This window comes from Halorubrum aethiopicum (genome assembly GCF_001542905.1).
GTDB classification, from domain to species: Archaea; Halobacteriota; Halobacteria; order Halobacteriales; family Haloferacaceae; genus Halorubrum; species Halorubrum aethiopicum.
In genome coordinates, this window is the sequence record NZ_LOAJ01000001.1 from 1,769,645 (window position 1) to 1,790,673 (window position 21,029).

16 protein-coding genes and 1 pseudogene are annotated in these 21,029 nt (G+C 54.3%); 8 read left to right on the forward strand and 9 right to left on the reverse strand.

The features are described from left to right. Window positions 1-57 precede the first annotated feature (57 nt). From AXA68_RS16695 to AXA68_RS16700, 6 genes are all read right to left on the reverse strand, one after another. Window positions 58-624, reverse strand: coding sequence for a hypothetical protein (locus tag AXA68_RS16695; RefSeq protein WP_157884798.1), 567 nt, complete (start codon window positions 622-624; stop codon window positions 58-60). Between the two features lie 22 nt (window positions 625-646). Then, window positions 647-1,729 (reverse strand): CBASS oligonucleotide cyclase, encoded by a 1,083-nt coding sequence (locus tag AXA68_RS08375; protein WP_157884799.1) that lies wholly within the window; start codon window positions 1,727-1,729, stop codon window positions 647-649. Beyond that, window positions 1,730-2,575 carry a hypothetical protein gene (locus tag AXA68_RS08380; RefSeq protein ID WP_066415281.1) on the reverse strand — a complete coding sequence of 282 codons (846 nt, stop codon included), beginning with the start codon at window positions 2,573-2,575 and terminating at the stop codon, window positions 1,730-1,732. A 6-nt stretch (window positions 2,576-2,581) separates the two neighbouring features. Beyond that, entirely contained in the window at window positions 2,582-3,295 is a 714-nt protein-coding gene (locus AXA68_RS08385; protein ID WP_066415285.1) for a hypothetical protein, read from the reverse strand. Next, window positions 3,288-4,271: a hypothetical protein gene (locus AXA68_RS08390; protein WP_066415288.1), complete on the reverse strand. Its 984-nt coding sequence runs from the start codon at window positions 4,269-4,271 to the stop codon at window positions 3,288-3,290. The genes AXA68_RS08385 and AXA68_RS08390 overlap by 8 nt, the downstream gene beginning before the upstream one ends. A 567-nt stretch (window positions 4,272-4,838) precedes the next feature. After that, complete coding sequence (locus AXA68_RS16700; RefSeq protein WP_157884800.1) at window positions 4,839-5,636, reverse strand: DUF2971 domain-containing protein; 798 nt, start codon at window positions 5,634-5,636, stop codon at window positions 4,839-4,841. Window positions 5,637-5,726: 90 nt separating this feature from the next. Between AXA68_RS16700 and AXA68_RS16705 the strand changes: the two genes are divergently transcribed. The 6 genes from AXA68_RS16705 to AXA68_RS08410 all read left to right on the forward strand — a co-directional run bounded on the left by AXA68_RS16705 (window position 5,727) and on the right by AXA68_RS08410 (window position 15,841). Further along, window positions 5,727-6,377, forward strand: coding sequence for a hypothetical protein (locus AXA68_RS16705; RefSeq protein ID WP_232745083.1), 651 nt, complete (start codon window positions 5,727-5,729; stop codon window positions 6,375-6,377). A 37-nt stretch (window positions 6,378-6,414) separates the two neighbouring features. Beyond that, window positions 6,415-6,867 carry a hypothetical protein gene (locus AXA68_RS08395; RefSeq protein WP_066415292.1) on the forward strand — a complete coding sequence of 151 codons (453 nt, stop codon included), beginning with the start codon at window positions 6,415-6,417 and terminating at the stop codon, window positions 6,865-6,867. Between the two features lie 74 nt (window positions 6,868-6,941). Beyond that, entirely contained in the window at window positions 6,942-7,970 is a 1,029-nt protein-coding gene (locus AXA68_RS08400; RefSeq protein ID WP_157884802.1) for a hypothetical protein, read from the forward strand. Window positions 7,971-8,041: 71 nt separating this feature from the next. Continuing rightward, window positions 8,042-8,698 carry a hypothetical protein gene (locus AXA68_RS08405; RefSeq protein ID WP_157884803.1) on the forward strand — a complete coding sequence of 219 codons (657 nt, stop codon included), beginning with the start codon at window positions 8,042-8,044 and terminating at the stop codon, window positions 8,696-8,698. A 179-nt stretch (window positions 8,699-8,877) separates the two neighbouring features. Then, window positions 8,878-9,321, forward strand: coding sequence for a hypothetical protein (locus AXA68_RS16710; RefSeq protein ID WP_157884804.1), 444 nt, complete (start codon window positions 8,878-8,880; stop codon window positions 9,319-9,321). Between the two features lie 85 nt (window positions 9,322-9,406). After that, on the forward strand, window positions 9,407-15,841 hold the full coding sequence (locus AXA68_RS08410) for a sacsin N-terminal ATP-binding-like domain-containing protein (RefSeq protein WP_066415301.1): 6,435 nt from the start codon (window positions 9,407-9,409) through the stop codon (window positions 15,839-15,841). Window positions 15,842-16,023: 182 nt separating this feature from the next. On the opposite strand, the gene AXA68_RS08415 is transcribed toward AXA68_RS08410, so the two are convergent. From AXA68_RS08415 to AXA68_RS16715, 3 genes are read right to left on the reverse strand one after another with little or no spacing between them, the layout of a single operon-like run. After that, on the reverse strand, window positions 16,024-16,689 hold the full coding sequence (locus AXA68_RS08415) for a metallophosphoesterase family protein (protein WP_066415304.1): 666 nt from the start codon (window positions 16,687-16,689) through the stop codon (window positions 16,024-16,026). Window positions 16,690-16,744: 55 nt separating this feature from the next. After that, on the reverse strand, window positions 16,745-17,059 hold the full coding sequence (locus AXA68_RS17585) for an HNH endonuclease (protein ID WP_080505198.1): 315 nt from the start codon (window positions 17,057-17,059) through the stop codon (window positions 16,745-16,747). Beyond that, window positions 17,056-17,637, reverse strand: a complete 582-nt coding sequence (locus tag AXA68_RS16715) for a hypothetical protein (RefSeq protein WP_157884805.1) — start codon at window positions 17,635-17,637, stop codon at window positions 17,056-17,058. The genes AXA68_RS17585 and AXA68_RS16715 overlap by 4 nt, the downstream gene beginning before the upstream one ends. A gap of 556 nt (window positions 17,638-18,193) precedes the next feature. Here AXA68_RS16715 and AXA68_RS17590 point away from each other — a divergent pair. Both AXA68_RS17590 and AXA68_RS08425 read left to right on the forward strand, forming a co-directional pair. Then, window positions 18,194-19,582, forward strand: a pseudogene (locus AXA68_RS17590) (ATP-binding protein). A 65-nt stretch (window positions 19,583-19,647) separates the two neighbouring features. Further along, on the forward strand, window positions 19,648-21,012 hold the full coding sequence (locus AXA68_RS08425) for a restriction endonuclease (RefSeq protein ID WP_066415306.1): 1,365 nt from the start codon (window positions 19,648-19,650) through the stop codon (window positions 21,010-21,012). The last annotated feature ends 17 nt before the right edge of the window (window positions 21,013-21,029 follow it).

Genomic DNA, 21,029 nt, shown 5'->3' on the forward strand with positions numbered 1-21,029 from the left:
CACACCGAAATGATTTTGTGAGGAATAGGGCTATCTTTGATTAAGGAACGTAACCAATCAGTTCTTATTACCGAATCCATCTGGATCGAGATGTTGTCGCTCATCGTCGGTGGTGATGGCTTCTTCATAGATTTCGTCTTCGCGTCGCCATTTGAGCCAGCGGTACCAGAAGCCGCTAAGCTTGGCTTCTGCTTTCAGGTTATGTCGTTTGTCGGCGAGTTTTTCGAATCGGTCTCTGAGCCATTCTTTTTCGCGGGTGCCATCCTTCAAATCGAGTTCGATGAAATTCTGGAGATCGTCGTGGAGTTCTTGGTAACTCCGACCAACGTCGTGGAGTTTTTCTGAGCGTTGGCCGGGTTTCCGGTTGGCTTTTGCGAGGGAGATAGTTCCGACGAGGAGGGAGAGGGAAACCATGCTCCATTGTGGGAGAGTTCGCCAGGCTAATCCATAAGTGAGGATCGCACCCAGAAAAGCAGTGAGGACGGCTGATCCGACATCGACCCAACTCCAGAAGCTGGCTGCGGTGTAGTATCGTTTGAAGTTCCAGAGATTGCTGTTCTGTTCCTCTAACGCGCGGTTGTAGATACGGTCACGGAAGTCGAGGTCAACGTCATCATCTTTCATCCCTCATCACCTTCCCTATCTCCTAGTTGAAGTCGTCTCCATGGACGTCTTGCAGCGTTTCCTTCGCCTCCTCAGTCTTTCCTTGCTCTTGAAGCTGCTTTGCTTCCTCCAATTTCTGCTTGGCCTGCTTCGCCTTTTTCGCGGCGTCCCTTCGTTCGCCGCGGCTCATACCTTGATCCACGTGCTCGTCGTAGACGGGTTCCTTGGTCCGGCTGTTCACCCGGCTAGGTAGAGATTGGACGAATTCGCGGGTCATCTCCTGGTAGGTGTCCGGAACCGGTTCGCCACGCTGGGCCTTCTCCTCGAAGTAGTTGTAGACCATTGTTTCCATATGGAATGAGCGCACGGGGACGTTGTTGGTCTCGGTCCACTTCTTCATCGTTCGGGTTAGCCCGGCGACCTTTCCGTTGTGTGCTTGGTCCCGAGCGTCGAACATCTGCTTGTACTTGCGGGGATTGGTGCCCTGCCACGACTGTTGGCCATGCGTATCCGGAATGGCATAGCCGTCGCTCGCGTCAGTGAAGAGGCCGAATATGCCCCGTGGATGGTCCGCATGCGGTACCTCGCTGTAGCGGAAGGCTGGTGCGATTTCGATGGTCGAATCGTGGTACTTGACCTGGACAACGTTTTGATCGACCTTCACTTCAGTCTGTGAGAACCGAGGGTCGTTCTCGATCCGCCGTTTGATAGCGTTCAAACAGTTTCGTGGCCCATTTTTCTGCTCGATCCATTGCCGGTGCTCATCAGCATCGAGGACGACCATTACGTCGGCGTCCGAATCTTCGTTCAAGGGGGCCGTCATAGTGCCCCGTGTGTAGGACCCGATCAGCTGACTGTCCTCGATTTTCATATCTTCGCTGAGGATGTCGACGAGCACGTTGCGACGGTCAGATATGGTCTCCGTTTGCCGGTCCGTGATTTCGGTTTCCTCGACGTGATCCTGGTAGCACTCCTCGACTTCATCATTTTCGGGCTCCTCTTTGTGCTCCGGTTCGGGATCGTCAGAGATGGCGTCGTGAAGCGTTTGGCCTGCTCCGCCGGTGTCTCCGGGTTCGCGGCCACTGTGCGAGTACGTCTGGCCGGTGGAGTTGTAACCACCCCCCATCTATGCCGTCACCCCCTCACTGTTCGACCAGGCCATAATTGGCATCTGTCCGTGCCCAAGCGCATCGTTGATGTTGTCTTCCATCTGTATGTAGCGTTCCTGTGATTGGTTGTATGGGATGTCGCGGAGTTGGACTTCGTCGATCCAGCGTTGCCCTGCCGCAGCCACGATCTGGGGCGGAAGCTGCTTCAGCCGATGCGTGGCTTGCAGGCCGATGAGCATTACCCGGAGATAGGGTGCTTCAGAGATGACGGTTCGCAGGTCCTCTTGAAGTTGGTAGAATCCGATGTTCGCTGTAAAGTACTGCGTGCCGTAGAAGACGCAGTACCGTGCTCCGAGGTATTGGAAGACTTGGTAGCAGAGCCTGCGCTCATACGGTGTCTCGCCTTTGAGCAGGGGAATAACACGGGTTTTCGTGCCGTAGAGATTGCTGGCTATCCAGATTGTTCCTTCGAGGCATTTGAGTACGTGTTTTCGCCGCAGCAGGGCGTCGTCGTCCTTGTAGACGGGGTAGTCACACGGAATGTGGAAATCGGGCTGGAACTGCTGAATCATATCGAGTTCGTCGTCCCAGCCCAAGTTGGAGAGCAGACGGTCGTTGATCGTCGTGGTCGTGATAACGGTGATATGATCTCCGAAGTAGGATTTGGCTGTTTCCCCCTTGTTGACCAGTGTTTTGACGGCCGTTATCCTGAGCAGCACTGTCAACTGTCGGGAGTGGTCTTCGTGGAAGCGGTCGTGGGCTTCCTGCCGCTCAATGAGGAGGACTGGTCCTTTGGGTGCTTCGTCGGTCGATGCGATGTTGAATCCCTGGTGGTTTTCGGTGGGGATTTGGTGTTGAGTCATGGTAGGTTACTCCTCAAGGAGCGTTGTCTGGTACTGCGGGTTGATGAATCGGGAGAGGACGTTGTCCGCGACGTATTGTAACGCTTCGACCTGTTCCCGCATACGTAACGATTGTTCGTAGAGGACAACGATTCCGCGTTTATCGAACCCGACCGTGATTTCGGTGCCTCCGTTTGGCAGCTTGACTTTGACTTTGGAAACGGGTTCGCCCTCGTACCGGTCCCAAAAGTCGGTGGCCTTTAGGCTGCGTCGGTCACGGCCGGATATTTGTTCTGGCTCCGAGCTCTGTGTGGGGTTGAGATCCGCTTTGACGATGTCTGGTGCCTGCCCAATGATCTTTTGTAGGGTAGTTTCCTCGAAGCCCAGTGTTTCGAGGGCGTAGCCGGGGACGAAATTGGTTTCGAGGAACTCCTGAAGCTCGTTCTCAACGTCATTGTTGCAGTTCCCGATGGCAACGAAGTCACCGCCTAGGAACACCACTGGGTGTTTCTCGAGGATCTTCGTCTCGTGCTCACCACCGAGCGTTTCATACTCGAACTCCCGCTCTATTGCGTACTCGAACCAGAAGGCGTCGTTAGCTATGCTTTCGAACGTCTCAGGGAGTGTTCCGCGGCGCAAGTCCTCGTTTGATTCTCGTGCTGAGAGCTGTGCAACTCGTTCTTCGACGTTGTCTGTATCGAGGTCGTCGTGGGGTGTGGGTATCAGTTTGTAACTAGGCATGGAATTCCCCCTCCTGCGCAATGCGGCGCTGGATCAAGGGTTTCACCGGGGCAGCCACCCGATAGAATGTGGACCTGCCCGCCTTTTCCTTATCTAGCAGTGAATCATCGAATAGATTCTGAAGATGGTACGAGATCGTGGATTTGTCCCGATCCAAGAGCTCGACCAGTTCGGACGGTCGACGACCCTGTGAATGCCGGGCCAATAAGATATGTTTGAGGATCAGCACCTGTTTCTCCGATAGATCATAGATACGTTCTGCGGCGTCGTCTAAGTGGAGTGTCTGTGCTGCTGCATCAACTGCTGCAATGTCACCGAGATTGAGGTCGTTGAGAAAGGTCTCTTTGAGTGTTTCTCGGAGGATTCGGTGGAACAGGCCGGGGATACCGGAACTGTACTCGTAGATCCGCTGGTACAGCTCTGTGGATACCTCGACGGGGCCGGTACTGAATGCCTCCATCGTCGCATCCAAGGCTGTGACCGAGTCCGATTCATCCAGCGGTGTAAGCTCCACCTCCTGTGAGACCGTGAGCGTGGCGTTGATTTCGTCTTTCACCATCTGCCACCGCTCAGGCGTCCACGTCGTCACGACAAACACATCGTCAACGCGGTTTCTGATAGTCTCCAGCGAGTGCTCAATTCGTTTATCTCCATCACAGTCATCCAGCAGGATGACCGCTTTGTCCATATCAGCGAGTTCAGCGAGAACATCGTCCCAGTATGGTTCGCCCTCTTCAGTATCCTCCTTGAACCGGGCTGCCGAATACTCTCGGTACGGTAACCCGGTATCTAACCGGTCCAGCATATGTTGGATGGTCGCAAGAAGCTGGGTTTTCCCGAGACCGGTCACCCCGACAATGGGGATGTGGTGTGGCCCCTCTCGCCGAGAGAAGAACCCGAGGAACTCGGCGATTTCCTCGAGCTGAGCGTCGTGGTTGGGCGCATATTCCGGCTGTTCCCGGAAGTACTGCTCCACGAACGCACGCGTCACACGATCGGGACGAATATGCTGGTCCTGGAGCCAGGCTTCATAGTTGCTGATATTGCCCTGTTGTCCGCGTGCAAATGCTTCTTCGAATCGATGCTGCTTATCGGAATCAACCATATATTTCGTACAGTACCCCTCCTATTCAAACTGTTGTATTATTCCCAAATTAATAAAACATTAGGGTCAGTAACACGACCAACAACGAGTATGTCCGAGATCCCGACCACCCAACTGATTTTAAATATGAACGCAGAGGCGGTCTTTACTGACCTGTGATCATCATATGGTTTTGAATAGGATTCGTCGATTGCTCATCTCCATTCGTTCATTCGTCTCGCAGACAGTGAGGATGTCTTCCTATCGATATGGATGTCTACTGTTTGCGACTGCGACGGGTACTGTTGCCCTCGCTGTGATTACTGCTGTTTCACTCGAAGTTGGCTTCCCTATCCCGCTTTTGTCCTCGTTTTCCCGGGCCCCGACGAAGGATTTCTTCGGGTCCTCCCTCAATCTCATTCTGAGTATTATTAGCCTCGTTTCGCAGGGCTCTCAACTTTATAGCGAAGGTTCTCCTTCGATGTCTGACCGTCTTAGTCGATCTCCCAGATCGCACATTCGATCTGTTACGGCTCTAAAAGCTTTGAGTGTATTTCGGTCAGCCCCTGGATGGACGATCACCTCTTTTAGAAGGTGATTGAGATCTACATCGATTCTGATCTTGTCTTCCTCATGCTGCCCTAATGCCTCAACAGATTCTGACCTTCCCTCCAAATCATCTCTTTGAGAGTACGCAGCCAGCACATTTGTGATCAGTCGAACTTCGCGCTCACCAGAATAGTATTCTCGCTTGTATTTGAACAAGTCTAAGACACTTCCACTACGGGATTCTTCGCTTCTATCGATTAAATTTAGAGACGACTGGGAAAAATCGACATACTCTGCTTCACCAATGTGAATACTGAAGTCATCTTCGACATCCAATGAATCTAAAAGTTCATCAAGAGTAGTTTTAATCACGACTCCTCTAGGGGCATATGAATCCCACATCAGTACCGACTCAACTTGGTTGACATGCCAGCAATTGAGATGGACAAGAGTTCTGTATTCCCGATAAATTTGTCTGATGTCCGGATCCAAGTGGGTTGCTTCTGGTAGCGTTCCTTCAAATTTGTCTTCAAGTCGGTCCGCACGTGAAAAGTATAGGCTTGATTCGAGTAAGAGGGAAAGGTATTGTTCTACCGAAAGATACCGCCAAAGAAACTCGTCGTCTTCTAACTCTGGAAGATCAAATGCGTTCTCGTATTCCTCCACTTCTGGATGACGTGGATCAGAGAGGCGTTCAATATATGGCATCTGTTTTCACCCGCGTTATTCAGCGGGAGTAATAAATAGTGCATCCAAACAGAGTAAATCACAAAGATGAGCTCTGGTACCGAGGAAGAAATGCCATTGTATCGCTACACGACCACTACAGAATTACTGTATCTTTTCGAGAAGAACCAATTGCCCACGAAGCCGGTTTCAGATCTCAGGGTGGGCTGTGACATTCCTGAACCGGAATGCATCGAAGGCGTAGCCTCTCTGGTCTGGGAAGAACTTAATCAAGTAGCTGAGTATACAGAGTGGTACGCGGAGCCTGAAATTTCCCGATCCACATGGGACCGATTCGCTGATGCGACACTTGCCCTCAGAAGCTCAAAAACCGATCTCTTATCCCAGTTACCAGATCAGATGGCTCGTGTCGAAGAAGTCTGTTACGCCGACCTAGAGGATTTCTCAAATCGCCCTCCCACTGATGGTTATGGGAATTACCCAGTTGATGCACTAGGTGGAATCTTCGGAGTGAAGTCATCCAAGTTCGATAATCAACGGTCTGTGAGAGTATTTGTTGTGCCCGATGGCATACTTGATGAGTCCGATGGGATGTTTAGTTATTCGAGCTTAGAATCCTTCGAAGGAACCCGACCTGAGATCGGTGTAGTGTCAAACGAGTTGATTCAGAGAGTCGAAGTATCACCGAACGCACCATCTTATACTGAAGATGTGGTTAAATCCTATTTGGACGACCATGGCTTAGGATCTCTAATGTCGTAAGTCACGTTGGATTTCACCTACATCTATCACTGGACCTATGGGTCTCCCAGATACAATTGCCCCCCTAACGACAGAGCATCACTACACTGAACTCACCCGAATAGAACATACGCGCTTCGGGATCGACCTATTTTACCATCAAGTACCGCTGGACTGGTTTCTCGTAATCTCCGGCGAGATCGACGCCTGGACTCACGAATTCTTTCGGGGAAACAGGGACCTCTTCGAGGGGGATTATTCAGTCGTAGCAGTTGACTTTGACTACGACGTGGACCCAAACCCCGACGGTACTGGGAAAACGTTTCACGTCCTGTTCTGCGATTCTGTGGGGAAAGAGCGGAAATGCTACCCACGCGCACATTATCTCCTTCGGCTACTGGAGTACGACGAGGACATTTACGAAGTGGTAGCGGTGAATCCGACTGACAAACGTGATGGGGTTCTCGTCGCTATCCAAGAACGATTGCCACACGTGCCCAATACTAGGTAGATTTTCCGGTATCCTGAGATCACTTACATTCTGCGGAGTAGTTATTTACTGATCCCCAGTACAAAAGGCAGGTAATGAGTAATCCGCGATCTAATGGCTCGTATTCTTACGACGGCCGGTTAGTTTTCAATGGGTTGTATTCCACTGAGATTCTTGACCCGAATTTTGACCTAGAGACGACCGTTGAAGATGGTCTTAAGGATTTCACTCGCGGCACTAACGAGGAACCAGGGAGTGGTTATCATATGCTGGATTTCGCTGAACGCGTCTCTGAATCACCGGATATTAGTCGGCAAATTAAATCAGAGTTAGAGGATGTCTACGGAATCCGGTACCGGTACGAACAATGGAACGAACGCGAGGTGGAATCGGAGAATGGCGACGGAACCGAGTACCGAAACGTGCGAACGACGGATAGCGTGGACGTCTATTGGGATTCTCCGAACTACTTGGTCATCAAAGGCAATAAGACCGAAGCACGGCAGGCAGGGAGTCTCATCGAATCAAAACTTGGTGATTATATTAGAACGCGGGAAATCGGATTCGCTTCAGATTTCCTGTTGTGGATCCTCTCCCAGTACAAGAACGGCGAACAGCTCGGTGAGGAACTCTCCGCGAAACTCCTCAGCAACGCCCGTATCGAAGGGGAAGAAGACCGGTTTGGTCGGAGTAACCGGGTGGACGACTCAACAGATATTGCCAAAGCCACGACGATCCTGATGGGGATTCTCCGCGGGAAGGAAATGGCGTTCCTTGAAGGAATCTTCGGGCTGCACGGGAAGTTCGTTGCCGCCCGAATCGAAACTGGTGGCCGGATCCACATCAAGGCTGAACAAGACATCGAAGGGTCGAATCATCTGGAACGTATGGCCTTGTCCGTGTGCTTCCTGAAAGAACTACTCGCCGTGTACGACCACTGGCAGTCTCTCCCGTCGGAAGATAAGTACCCGCCGGTGGAGTTCTTCCAAAACCTGTACGAAGAATGCGAACGGCAAGGCGCTGAAATCACGTTCCCAGTCGATGAGGTGATCCGACGGTACCGCGAAAAGGGGAACCGAGAGGAGTACAAAAAGCGACAATCCGGAATTGCTGAGTTCCAATGACGCTACGAAAGTGCCGGGGTAGAAGGACTCGTAATCGTGCCCGTCGTACGGTTACATAGACGAGGTAATGTATGGGATCAAGTAGTCTCCGTCGGACGCGAATCCCAGGCAACGGGCAGAGATTTCGTGAGCTGTCCGATCTCTCGACCAACGGGTTCAGTCTGTCAGACGTGGACGAGCGGACGGTTAGTGGTCTCTGCGACGAGTACCCTTTTGACGGACAATCGGCGTACAGCGGGGTGATAAAATACTCTGAGGATGCTATGTGGGGCGGGGGTCGAGACGTCAAGCTTGAGTTTGAGTTCCGTGACCAGTCGAACCTGTTCATCTTGGATACGGAGGTTGACCTGCCATCAGTTGAATCAGTGATAAAGAAGCTCAACGCCCTCTCAGCGGACGATGTGAAGATTTACCGGTCATTGACTGTGCACCGGGATCGCCTATGGAATTTCCTGAATAATGCCGACAAAATCATCGAACTTACTCTGATTAGTGACCAAGGCACCGAGATCTCGTTCGAAGAGCTGAGGCCCGAACCCTATGATACCGAACTTGAAATTGAACAGTACCCAATAGAATCGGCTACTGTCGTCTTCTCCTACGAAGGAGAGCAAATCCTCACCCGGTACACTGATGGGACGCTATCCGTCCATAGCGATGTCTCAGAGGCTACTGAGTATCTTATTCAACTCTTTGAGCGCGACGTGATTGCGGAGTCTGGAGAGTAACTCTACCGACTATGGCTGGTGCTTTTCTCAGTATCGCTCATCTACGCGCTGAATTCCGCCCGTTTCTGTCTGAGTACAAATCGTCGATACTCGCGTGGGGGAGCGGGATATTCGGCACCGTTCTCTGGATTGCATCGTCAGTCCTTAGTTCCACACCAGTCGCGGTCTCCGCAGCCGGAATGTACGTAGTCCCTGCTGTTGGATACTACTTAGCGTATCGCCCGTTCGGGATTCAAATCGATTTAACCCCGATTGCCACTGTCGAGGGGGGAAAAGAACCGGATAAGGTCGCTGAAAGCCGGGGAGAAGCGATACTCAGTTCTGGTGAATGCGAGCTTCAAGGCGGTGTTACGATTTCTGAACGATTGGATGACTTCACTCTTCAATTCGATGTACCAGACGATATCCGTGTCGAACTGCGAGACATCCCCTGTGCGGAACAGGAGTACGACCCAGAGAAGAACATCCTCTGGGCAGATAACGTGTCTGTGTACCGTTTTTCGATTGTTCTGTTAGTGTACTCTGACGAGTACGTAGAGGGGCAGACATACGAGTATCCTCTCAAGATACGGGACGGAGAAGGTGGGAAACCAATTCAGTCAATAGACTTGGTAACGAGGTAGATCCTGCACCAAGGCCTCACGGAAGAAGATACTTAGTGAGGCGGTAGCAGCACTCTAATGAGGTATGACTGTTACGTCATAAAGAATGAGCAAGACGTTCGATTCGTTGGGGAAAAATCCGAGGACAAACGAGGGTCTGCGGAGTCATTGGGCGGGGTATTGGGAGGATTTGGTAGCAGATCTTCGTGATGATTCGCTTGAACTGCTTGATGGGCAGCCGAATCTGCGGAGTGCATTTCGGAAGGATACGTCGTTAGGACAATCGGAGCGGACGATTGCGGAGGATCATCCGAATCGGGAGATTCTGGAATTGCTGCAGAATGCTCGGGACGAAGCACAGTACGCGGATGACGGGCAGGTGTTTATCGCCGTGACCGATGAGGGGCTGCTCATTGCGAACAATGGGCGGAGCTTTAATTTCCATAACCGGTCGGTCGAAGAGGCGGCGACCGGTATCGGGAAGACATCAAAGGACACGCCTGATGAGATTGGGAAGATGGGGATTGGTCTCAAGTCGATCCTCGGGAAAGGGGAGTCGTTCGAAGTGTGGACGGAGACGCCTGACGCGTCGGGTGAGCAGCAGGCGCTTCGCGTCCGGTTTTCGAAGGCGTATCTGCTGGCTGCGATTTTGAATACGATCGGGTACGATCACGGCGTGGACGGGCTGGGTGAGGAATTCAACACTGATGCGTTCCCGGTTGATTTTGATTTGAGTCGGAACCAAGATGGGAAGTCCCCGTCCGATTTGAGTGCGGATAACCGGCGTGCATTAATGCAGCTGTTTTTGTTCGCGTATCCGATCCCGTTGTCGCTGTCGGCACGGCGAAGTGAACTCGCCGGTCTTGCCGACTATTTAGTCCACGGGAATGACCGGGGTGCGGCTCCGAATGACACCGTAGCGGAGTACGGTGGGGAGTTTTCGACTGCGGTGTTCGTCGAGTTTGCGGACGAGAATTGGCGGGAAATCGTGACGGAACTCTACGGCGTAGACGCGGTGAGTGAGTTACCGGATGATGCTGTTGAGGAGTCCGGGATTGCCACTACGTCTCCGGAACGTGTCTGGTGGTATGTGGACGGGACGCGGTCCGGGTCACTTGATCCGGAGACGCTGGTTCATTTCGACACGATCGACGAGGTGAACGCAGTCCGCGTCTCGGACAACGAGATTGACGAGCACATTTCGTGGGATATAGAGCCGGAACCCGGTATGCTGAGCAGCGATTCTGTGCAGCATACCAAATGGCGAGTCACTCAGGTTGATCGGGATGGGATAGAGGAAGAGGAGACTGCCCATATGTTCGACGGGTTCCGGTTACCGGCTGGCGAGCGGGATCACGGGACGCGGATTCTGGTTCCGCGTCCGAGTGACGATTGGCCCGTTATGGAGAGGGACCGGTTTGGGGACGGAGAGCCGCATTCGTTGAAGGATTACCCGTTGTACCTGTATTACCCAATTAGTCAGCGGGATCCTGGGTTGTCGTTTTCGTTGCACGGCGAGGTTTCAGTGACGCCGAATCGGCAGAATATCAAGGACGTGTCCCAGCGCTACGTGGATTATAATCGCCGTGTGTTCGAGGAGGCAACGGAGCTTGTCGGGCGCGTTGCCGAGCAGACGGCGGAGGTCTCCGAGTCGGAGTATGATTGGTTGAGTCTGTATCCGTGGGTGTTGCTGCCGGACCAGACACAGGAAGACGAGTGGGAACCGGACGCGCGACCGACCGAGGCTGATGAGTTGCTCGGGTATCTTCGACAGCAACTGTTGGATAGGTTGTGGGAGGCGGAGTGTATTCCGATTGCGGGTGGGGATTCTGCGGCTCCGGCGCAGATTCAATCTGACACGGGCGAGGCTGGGGCTACGGATTCGGATTCGTTGTTGTTAGACTGGTCGAGCGATGGGTGGGATGGGGTGCGTGCGGTGTACCTGTTGAGTGATCAGTTGCCGGTAGCGGGAGCGCCGGCATTGAAACCGGGCAATCGGGCGTTCGGGAGTCCTGGAGACGGCCGCGTGTCAGTTGCAGTGCCAGCCGCGGATCGAATCTGGGGGCTGTCACAACTTCGGGGCGCGTCGGACGATCGACTGGTGAGTCGCATTGAGAGTTTGCTTCGTGTGACTGACGAGAACGAGGCGGCTGTGACGGCGGGGTTACGAGATCGGTGGGTCGAGTTGGTTTCTGTGGCGCTCGCGCGGAGTGACCGTGGCAGTGACGGTGAGTCAGGGGTACAGTGTGCGGCTGATCCGGCTGACGCGATACTTCGGGCGACAGCTCGGTATTTCGAGCCGGTGTCGAGTTCAGAGATCAGTGATTTACTTGGGGCTGATCGGCGTGCGTTGGACGGTGTGTATCTCTTACCGTGTCAACTGAAGCAGTCAGAACCTGGGGACGAGCTGGAGGGCGTCAAGGCGAAGTCTCAGAAGAGGGTATTGCTGCAGATCGAGAATCAACAGGTTCGGTCGGAAGGGGATCGGCGGCAGCCGCTCTCTCGAACGATTCTATGGAACGTCCCGAATGACGCGACAGACGTCATAGCTCCGCCGGAGGACGGGCAGTTCACTGTGTTCTTCCTCGCTGAACTCGCTGAGACCGATGACCGTATTAATGCATTACTCGATGAGGCAGGGGAGTCCTGGGGGATCCGAAAGTACCAGACCGACCGGCAGGAGTATTTCCGATCGCTCGTCGCAAGTTTCGAGCGTGAACAGAATAATCGAGTATCTCCGACTGCGCTTCGGTTTCTCGCAGAGCGTGTCGATGAGTTCACCGCTGCAGACCTGAACACGCTTCCCGCTGGATACGTCGCGCACGATTTGTTAGAGACCGTCTTGAAAAACGGGGAATATGATCGGTTGCGGACGCGGTTCCGGCTTCGACATACGTCACTCACTTGGGTATCGCCGTCAGAGACGGAGCGATCTGACGTGCCGTTAGGAACCTGTGAGTTCGGTCCGCAGTGGTGGCCGTTACTGAAACAGGAACTGGACGGCCCTGAGACCGATGTGCTACAGAATCCGTCCTTGAGTCTTGATTCAGTGCTTACCCGGAGCGAAGATGGTCCTGGGTCAACGATCGTTTCAGAGCCGTCAGGTGCCCCGCTTGAAGTTGGGGAGACGACACTCCCTGGACCGTTCGATCCGGTTTGGGAACCAGTGTACGCTCAGATGGAGACTACGGACCCGGTGACTGCAGCCTGGGAGCTTGCGAGGACACTGTCCCTCTTCGGTGTTGGCGTCACACCGAACGTGAGCGCTCTGTGTCATCACGGGCCTGGATTGCAACGGCCGAACGATGGTGTGACGAAAACGTCGTGGGATCCCCGCGAATGGGAACTCCCTCAAGCAGACTCGTACCGGTCGGATGTGGTAGCGTTACAGCGAGAGCTTAGTGAGGACGGCCAGGACATCAATTCTCCAGCGTACCTTTCGTTCGTCACTGGGTTCGGGAATCACTCGGTCCAGACCGGGAAACACACGAGTAGCCAGTGTCACGGCCGGCCGTATACTGCCGATCGAGGGTACGGGGCGCGTATTAGTTCGTGGGTGTGGAGCACGGATCTGCAGCGGATGACTGCTGATCCCGCTGGGCTCATTCAGTGGTTAGAGCAACACGAGGACACGTTACGGGAAACTGTGCTGGAAACCGGGTGGTATTGTGACGGTGGGAACAACCACATTCAGCGGCCGTGGTCCGAAACAGTGCCGACGGTCTTCAACTGGCAGCTTCGAAACACAGCGTGTTGGGACCCGGTATTTGATGATCAGTTCTCAGGGTGGGTAGACGAGGCGTGGGGAGAAGACGCGGTGCGGTTACGGTGGGCTGTCCAAGACGGTGGTCGCGGTGAAGTCACACAGCTTCTCCCGACAGTTCCGAGTGACTCGGAATCAGATCAGCAGATATCCGACGACCTGCTCTCGTGTCTCGGTGTCGAACCGATCGATGAGCTAACTGCGATTCAAGCGGCAGACAGGCTCCAGAAGCTCCAAGCAGTGCTGGCTACAGAGGACTCGCTCGACGATGTGCACCCTGTTCGAATGCGGACTGACGGTGTGGAATCGGCGTGGATGTACGTGTACACTGAGTTGCTGAATCCGATTCTGCAGTCGTTAGCTGATCCTGTGGAACACGTGCCGAGTGTCTTGGAGTCTGAATTACTGACGCATCTTCCGCTCCGGTTCCGGAACAAAGAGTGGTATGCTGTTCCGATTGACCAGATACAGGATGAAGGAGAGGCTGAACTGAAGTTCAAATACCATACGCAGCGGTCACTACGACAATGGGAGAAACAGGAAGCCAGGAACTCGGATCTGTATCTGTTAAAACCGCCGACCCGCGGTGGTCTCACGCCGTTAGCAGACGCGTTAGGCATCTCATCGCTGGACGTTGAGCAGCCGATTCTACAGGCAGATGAGTTGGACAAATTGGCCGAGGACGGGTTGCAGCCAGCGAAACAGGAATTAGAGCGGCGGACGGAATGGATTCTGGCAACGCTGAATCGATCAAATCCCGATACGATCCGTGAATCGAGAGACACGTTCCAGACTGCGATCGACCATCTCGCTCGTGCGCGGCTGCACGAGGAACAAACGGACGACTTCTTCGACACCCGGTCTCGGCTGTATCGAGTCTCGGATGACGATGACGCACCGCTGGGGATCGTCTTGAACGACGACGAGATACAGGACAGTGACCCGCAGAAGATCGTTGAAGCGACTGCCGCGGGGATCGCGTTCCTCTTTGAGATGCCGGGTCGATACGAGGAGATCCAGCCTGCACTGAGGGCATCGTTGCCGAGTCCCGAGAAATTAGAACGGGAGTGGGAGCAACGCGGTCACGACCTCGACCTGGTTCGGACTGCGCTCGGCGTACAAGACCATCGGGAACTTCTCCGTGACGTCGAAGCGCTGTATGAGTTAATCGAGGCGCTCGGCGGGGACGCCCCAAACAACGTGGACCGGATCCGGTCGAATTTAGCCGATACAGATTCCGGCACGATCCAATGGGTTCGCAGTCAGTTCCTGCGTGGGACTGACGCTGAGGAGACGCCTGAACCGCCGTCTCCGCAGGTGGCAGAGACGATTGACCTCTTGTCTGAGGCCGGAACCCGATTACCATCGGAACTTGGAAGCGACAATGCTACTCCACTGTTCGAGACCGTTATCGCAGAGCAAAACACCGCTCACGAGCAGTGGGTCGAGTGGTCGCATACACTGGCAGCACACGATGGTGACGTGTCTTCGTTCATCCAGTGGGTTGCTGCGAATTCACGACTCATCACGGAGCAGTGGGTTCCGTCCCACCACGCTCGCTGGTGTGCCAGAGTTGAGCAGTTCTGCATCCTTCGTGACGAACGGGAAGACGCCGACTTGGCATCGATTGCAGCGCTTGAAGACGTACTTCCGTCCATCGAGACGGATGATCCGATCGCCTGGGAAGATACACCAACAGCGACGGCGAATCTATCGGGTACTGATTTTTCGCCTTCTGATCGGTGGTTCGACGTCGCACCGCAGGAAACCTTCGTGGGCCGAGTACTCACACCGCTCATTGAGACTGTGAGCGAGCACGCTCCAGGGGGTCGGAAAGAATATGTCGCAGTTGCTCTTAGGGAATTCATTCTCAACGGGGAGGTTCCGGCCTCACAGGTAGACTCTCGAACACGCCAGCAAAACGCGTTTCGAGAGGTGCAATCACAACTTGATGATGATCTTGACCTCAGCAACGGGATGGTCCCTGGTCGAGGCCGCACGACAGTAGCGACGTTCGGTGGTGGATCCGGTAACGAGAATGGTGACGGGGACTCACCTCGGATCTACGGCGAACGCGGAGAACGTGCTGAAGCAGCTGCAGTCATCCATATTCTGCAGCGCCTCGGTCGATGGTTGGATGAAGAGAGAAACGACTTCGATTGGTTGCTGACCGAGCTTGCGGGGCTTGAAGCTGATCAAGACAGCGCGGGGTACAAGTGGCACACCAAGAATCGCTGGAATGGGTCTCTGAAGCGGTATTTCAAGCATAAGTTTGCAGCGGAGGAGTACCAGTCCCTGGATCGGTTCACGGGTGGAGACAGTAACCTGTGGGAGGATCCGTTCGTACAGATCCTCAACGCGACTCAAGAGTATGGGCTCGGATTCGATTTCATCGACCCGTTTGGCCCCACTGCAACACAAGATCAAGACGCTGCTCCGACAACTGATATCGTCCCAGTTGAAGTGAAGGCTGCAGGCCTGTCATCGGAGTCTGATTCTGTTAGTTTCCGCTTTTCGACGAACCAACTCCGACAAGCACAGGCGTTTGTCTCTGCCGGGTACCAGTACGTAATTCGGTTATTTGCGACCCCCGGAATTGGATCCGATGACTGGCTGCGTGAGACGCGAATCGTGGATGAGATAATCCTGAACGAAGAGAACCCTCCAGGTGCTGCATTAGGTGGTCTTGGCTCGGAGGGCCGAACAAATGGTTCTGCAACGATCCCTGCCGATGCAGTCGCGGGCGGTGAAATGTACATTGAGCGCATATTTGAATAACCACTTCTGAAATAGTCCCTTTAGAAATCCGTCTCAAACAAATGGGTAGCATTGAGTGCTCGGTCCGATAAGAGATCGACAAGGAGTGCTGGCGGCGGTACAAGTTCGGTGGCTACATCACGCGACTTGACGAGTTTGATTGCAAGGACGTCCGGGAGTTCCACGGGATACACAAGGCGTAACTACTCGCCATCAAACAGTCGCTCGCCGGTCTCCGTGGGGAGGTCTTCGACGACGATTTCGTGATACACTTCGTCGATGTTGTAGGAGACACGGCGGAGCACGGCTTGATTCGTGTCTGTGTCGAGGATGGCGTAGGCGGCGCGCGGGTCGCCGTCGCGTGGCTGACCGACACTTCCGGGGTTGACGATGAGTCGGTCGTCGATGGTTGCGGAATGCTGGATGTGCGTGTGGCCAAGCACAATACCGGAGTAGTCGTCGAGATACGGACGTAGCTCCGGGAATCCGCGTGGGAAGACGTACTCGTCTCGGTTCTCGGGATGGGAGTGGACGAGCAGGTACTCGCCGTCAGCAATCGTCGTTGTCTCGGGAAGGTTTTGGAGCCACTGGCGTTGTGTATCTGAGAGTGCTTGCTGGGCGTATTTGAGGCCGGCATACGCCGTGTTGTTGAGCCGGTACTCGTCGGGCGTCTCGACGGTTCTGTCGTGGTTGCCCTGTACAGTAGTTGACACGATACCCTGGATTCGCGTGACGCACTCGCTGGGCATCGGATTGTACCCGACTACATCACCGGCACACACGATTCGATCAACAGAGGGCATATCGGCTAAGACTGCCTTAAGCGCGGGGTAATTCGCATGAACATCGGAGATGAGCCCGACCTTCATACAGTGGTATCCCGGAGAAACCGTGTGTTAGTATCCACCCCGGAGCTTATTCGATTTACCCAGACCATCCGTGAGCAGCTTTGTGACATTGATGACACAGAGTGACTAGGTTCGAGCTGTGATCTGTGCCATTCATCGCCTTTGGTACGATGTGATGAACTTCGAGATCGATATCATTGCTTCCGGAGGAGCGCTTACAGTTCTGACATTCGTGGTTGTCTCGTTGTAGTATCTGTTCGCGCTGTGTGGTGGAGACAGCGCGCCGGTCAGTCGAGGATGAACCGGGAGCTGCAGCTTGACTGCTGGAACCGTGCGGAACGGAATGCGAGTCAGAGGCTTCTAAGGCCTCTTTGAGGTCAAATGCAGTCATTCATTTCCTGTCGGGACTCCGAGGCCTTGCTCTTGGACTCTACGTTCGATATTTTCAAGGTCGTCTCGAAACGCATCTGCATATCTACCTTCGATATCGCCGTACACCCGCTGGTGGCAAACAGAGCGGATTGCGGATAGAGAGAGGTCCGCATTGACTCTAAGGCGGGTAGCTTCCATTGCGTTTTTCACGAGCACGCGAGTACTGTTTTTATCGCCCGCAATCTGATAGTCTGCAAGATGCGTCGGGCCGGTGTTGTTAAGTGAGGCCTTGAGGTAATGCCAGACAACGGATTGGATCCGTTCAGCAACAAGCTTCGAATCTTTCCAACTGCCAGGCAGCTCTTCATCAATAATCTGGATGTGGGCATCAGTTAGCCGACTAGACTTCCAGTCGTCAGGGATAATCTGCTGGTTGCCCTCTCCGAGTCCGGCTTCTATCGCCTCGTAAGCGAACGAGCAGGTCGTAGCGAGCGCTTCGTCGAAGGAGTCTGGCTGTTCATTGTTGACGAGGTAGTGGATGTTCTCCACTTCCTGCTTGTATCCGGGGGAGATGCGTGGTCTGACTTCCTCGGCCATATCACGATATGGATTCGCCTCTCACTTATTGGTACCGGTGGTACCAAACTTCCACATTTCGTGTTAAAATATGCTGCTAAATTCGCATTCCTATCTAACGACTGTTTCACTAGGGAGAGTAGCTGCATAGCAGCGCTTCAACAAGCTGCTGGAGGAGAGTCGACAGCGGAGAGCAAGTACAACCCGGGTCGAATTCGGGGTTCTTGTGTAAGGCCGCATAAATTACGGTTTGGAAGGATGTCGGGGCGGTTGAGTAATTCGGAGAGGGTTGAGTGGAAGTCGTTGATGAAGTGGGCTACTCATCGGTGACCACTTCCGCGGATGACGGTGACTTGTCCACAGGTCTGGACGGCGGGTTGTGGTTCTCCGCAGGTTGGGCAGCGCGTGTCTGTGATCAGGTCTACCAAGTCATCGCAGCCGTCGCACATCACGAGCCCGATCGTGTTGAGGCGACCGTCGGTGATGGGGACGGTTCGGAGCCAGCCGTCGCGGGAACATAATTGAAGAACCGCGCCAAAATGCATAAGTCATTATCGTAGTAATTATTATTCAAAGTATTACATTCTATAACCGGGTGGAGGAGCTTGATGCGCTTTCGTCTGCGTTTGAGTCGCCCGGTTCAGACGTGTTCGTCGTCTACGGGCGTCGGCGTGTCGGCAAGACGGAGTTGCTGAAGGAGTTCTGTACCGATCGGCCACATATTTATTTTCTCGTGGCGCAGGAAGCCGAGCACCGGCAGCGCGAGAAGTTCATCAACCAGGTTACAGCGTTCTTCGACGAGCGCACTCCACGGATCGACGGGTGGGACGAGGCCTTCGACTACCCCGGGGAGAAACTCCAGTCCGAAACGGTTGTGGTCGTCATCGACGAGTTCCCGTACCTCGTCGCGGAGAACGACTCGGTTTCATCCTACGTACAGGGCTTCGTCGACGAACAACTCCAGGAAACCGATTCGATGCTGGTTCTCTGTGGGTCAAGCGTGAGTACGATAGAATCGGAGGCACTCGGCCACGAAAGCCCGTTGTACGGGCGTCGAACGGGGCAACTCGACGTGCAGCCGTTCTCATTTCAGCAGGCCCGTGAGGTCATCGACTACGAGATGGTAGACGCGGTTCGATCGTACGCGGTTACTGGTGGGACGCCGATGTATCTCACGCTGTTCGATTACGGGCGATCGCTCGCAGCGAATGTCCGGTCACAGGTGCTATCGCCGTCAGCAGTACTGCACAACGAGCCGGAGTTCTTGCTTTGAACGGAGCTCCGGAATCCCGCCCGGTATATGAGTATTCTCGAAGCGGTTGCGCTGGGGCACACGACGCCGAACGGGATCTCAGGAGCGACGGGAATCGATGCCGGTCCGCTATCGAAGTATTTGCAGACGTTGCGGCAGCTTCGACTGATCGATCGGGAAGTCCCTGTAACGTCGGGGAAGAAGTCCAAGCGGTCGCGGTACCGTGTCACTGACGAGTTCCTACGGTTCTGGTTCCGGTACGTTGAGCCGAACCGCTCCAGTATCGAAGAAGCTCCGGACATCGTCTACGACGGAACGATCGCCCCTGATCTCCCGATGTACGTTGTCACCGCGTTCGAGGACGTGTGTCAGGAAGCCGTGTGGGAAGGGATTCGACGCGGTGAGTTTGAGCCGTACTCGGAGGTCGGCCGCTGGTGGTACGGGGAAGACGAGATCGATATTGTCGGTCTCGCACCAAGCGACGACCGGATCCTGTTCGCCGAGTGCCAGTGGACATCGGCTCCAGTCGGGACGGCGCTCGTCAATGACCTGCAGGCAACAGCAGAGAACATCAGATGGGGGCCAAATGAGCCGGAAGAGTGCTTCACACTGTTCTCAAAAGGCGGGTTCGTCGACGGACTCGAAGATCAACTCGACGAACACTGGTCGTTATGGAACCCCGCAGAGATGGATGATCTTCTCACACCGTCCTGAAGGGTGGTGCTCGTCAGCGTTGAGGGAACGTATATACGACGGGAAAAACAGGTTGAGTATACTCGATGCCAGTCTTGGATAATCTCTCTGGGTTCGAGTTCGAGGACGTTATCGAGGACGTCTTCCGGAATCATGGCTACGAGAACGTTCGGCAGGCTGAACGGACGGCTGACGAGGGGCGCGACATCCTCATGGAAGAAGTCGTCGACGGAACTCGCCGGGCCATCGTTGTCGAGTGTAAGCATACGGGGACTGTCGGGCGACCGGTGGTGCAGAAGCTTCACTCGGCGATTGCGACCTTCGAGTTCGATGGGCCGAAACGTGGGATGGTGGTCACGACTGGTCGATTCACTAATCCGGCTATCGAGTATGCTCAGCGGCTCCAACGGAACGATGACCCGTACCCAATCGAGCTCGTTGACGGTGCAGATCTCCGTGAGATCGCTGACGAAATTGGGCTTGATCTCTACAACGGTCGGATCGAGATCCTGTGCGACGAAACGCTCCGGCCGTATGACCCAGCGACGTCAGTGACCGCACCCGTCAAAGAAGCATTCCAAGACATCGAAAACATCCAGGCATCGAAGCTTCCCGCGCCGTATTCCACCGTCACGTTCCGACCAGTTGTCGCCGTGACAGCGGATACGAACGCGATCTTTGAAACGTCGGTTGGCGTGATCCACCGGATCAACGAACGGTCCCGGTTCGTCGTCCACGCCGAACGCGGACGCCCCCAAGCTGCGTCAGATGATGTTTCGACCCTCGTGTTGGAGAACCTCCACGCGACTGTTGATCTCGACGCAGACCAGTTCGAGAGTTCGTTCGATACAGTTGAAGATCGGCGGTTCGGGCAAACCCAGACCGAATACAAAGACTGGGCCGTTGACCGTCTCAAAGACCATCACACGACGACCGTCTCCTATACCGGTGACAACAACGTCACGTACACGAAAACGTGTGAACCGAATCGATCCGACATTTCGGTGCAGTCAATCGAACCGGTGTACCTCCCGCAGGTTCGGCACACGACGGACCTACAGGAGTACTCGTATCCGTACGAGTATTTCGCGGCAGGACCATCACGCGTAACGAGCGAAGACGGAATCCACCAGTGCGTCCACTGCGACACAACAGGCACCGACAGCACCTACACGTACTGTGCGAACTGCGGAAGTATCAACTGTGACTCGCACATCAAAACCGAGCGATTAGAGGACACACCGGTCTGTACCGGGTGCGCGGTGACCAAGCGCTTCGCGTTCAAAACGAAGTACTTCTACGACGAGGCGAACCGAGACACGTTCCGCGAACAGTACGAAGCCATGCCATTCTACGAGAAAGCGATGGAAAACACGCCGCTCACCGTCGGCACAGTCGTTATCGTCGTACTCGTCTTGCTCGGAATACTCGTCAGCATCGGTGGCCTCTAACAGGTCCTCGTGACCGG

Coding starts and splice junctions, on each gene's coding strand:
- AXA68_RS16695 (WP_157884798.1), bottom strand. CDS start 624: ATGAAAGATGATGACGTTGACCTCGACTTCCGTGACCGTATCTACAAC.
- AXA68_RS08375 (WP_157884799.1), bottom strand. CDS start 1,729: ATGGGGGGTGGTTACAACTCCACCGGCCAGACGTACTCGCACAGTGGC.
- AXA68_RS08380 (WP_066415281.1), bottom strand. CDS start 2,575: ATGACTCAACACCAAATCCCCACCGAAAACCACCAGGGATTCAACATC.
- AXA68_RS08385 (WP_066415285.1), bottom strand. CDS start 3,295: ATGCCTAGTTACAAACTGATACCCACACCCCACGACGACCTCGATACA.
- AXA68_RS16700 (WP_157884800.1), bottom strand. CDS start 5,636: ATGCCATATATTGAACGCCTCTCTGATCCACGTCATCCAGAAGTGGAG.
- AXA68_RS16705 (WP_232745083.1), top strand. CDS start 5,727: ATGCCATTGTATCGCTACACGACCACTACAGAATTACTGTATCTTTTC.
- AXA68_RS08395 (WP_066415292.1), top strand. CDS start 6,415: ATGGGTCTCCCAGATACAATTGCCCCCCTAACGACAGAGCATCACTAC.
- AXA68_RS08400 (WP_157884802.1), top strand. CDS start 6,942: ATGAGTAATCCGCGATCTAATGGCTCGTATTCTTACGACGGCCGGTTA.
- AXA68_RS08405 (WP_157884803.1), top strand. CDS start 8,042: ATGGGATCAAGTAGTCTCCGTCGGACGCGAATCCCAGGCAACGGGCAG.
- AXA68_RS16710 (WP_157884804.1), top strand. CDS start 8,878: ATGTACGTAGTCCCTGCTGTTGGATACTACTTAGCGTATCGCCCGTTC.
- AXA68_RS08410 (WP_066415301.1), top strand. CDS start 9,407: ATGAGCAAGACGTTCGATTCGTTGGGGAAAAATCCGAGGACAAACGAG.
- AXA68_RS08415 (WP_066415304.1), bottom strand. CDS start 16,689: ATGAAGGTCGGGCTCATCTCCGATGTTCATGCGAATTACCCCGCGCTT.
- AXA68_RS17585 (WP_080505198.1), bottom strand. CDS start 17,059: ATGACTGCATTTGACCTCAAAGAGGCCTTAGAAGCCTCTGACTCGCAT.
- AXA68_RS16715 (WP_157884805.1), bottom strand. CDS start 17,637: ATGGCCGAGGAAGTCAGACCACGCATCTCCCCCGGATACAAGCAGGAA.
- AXA68_RS08425 (WP_066415306.1), top strand. CDS start 19,648: ATGCCAGTCTTGGATAATCTCTCTGGGTTCGAGTTCGAGGACGTTATC.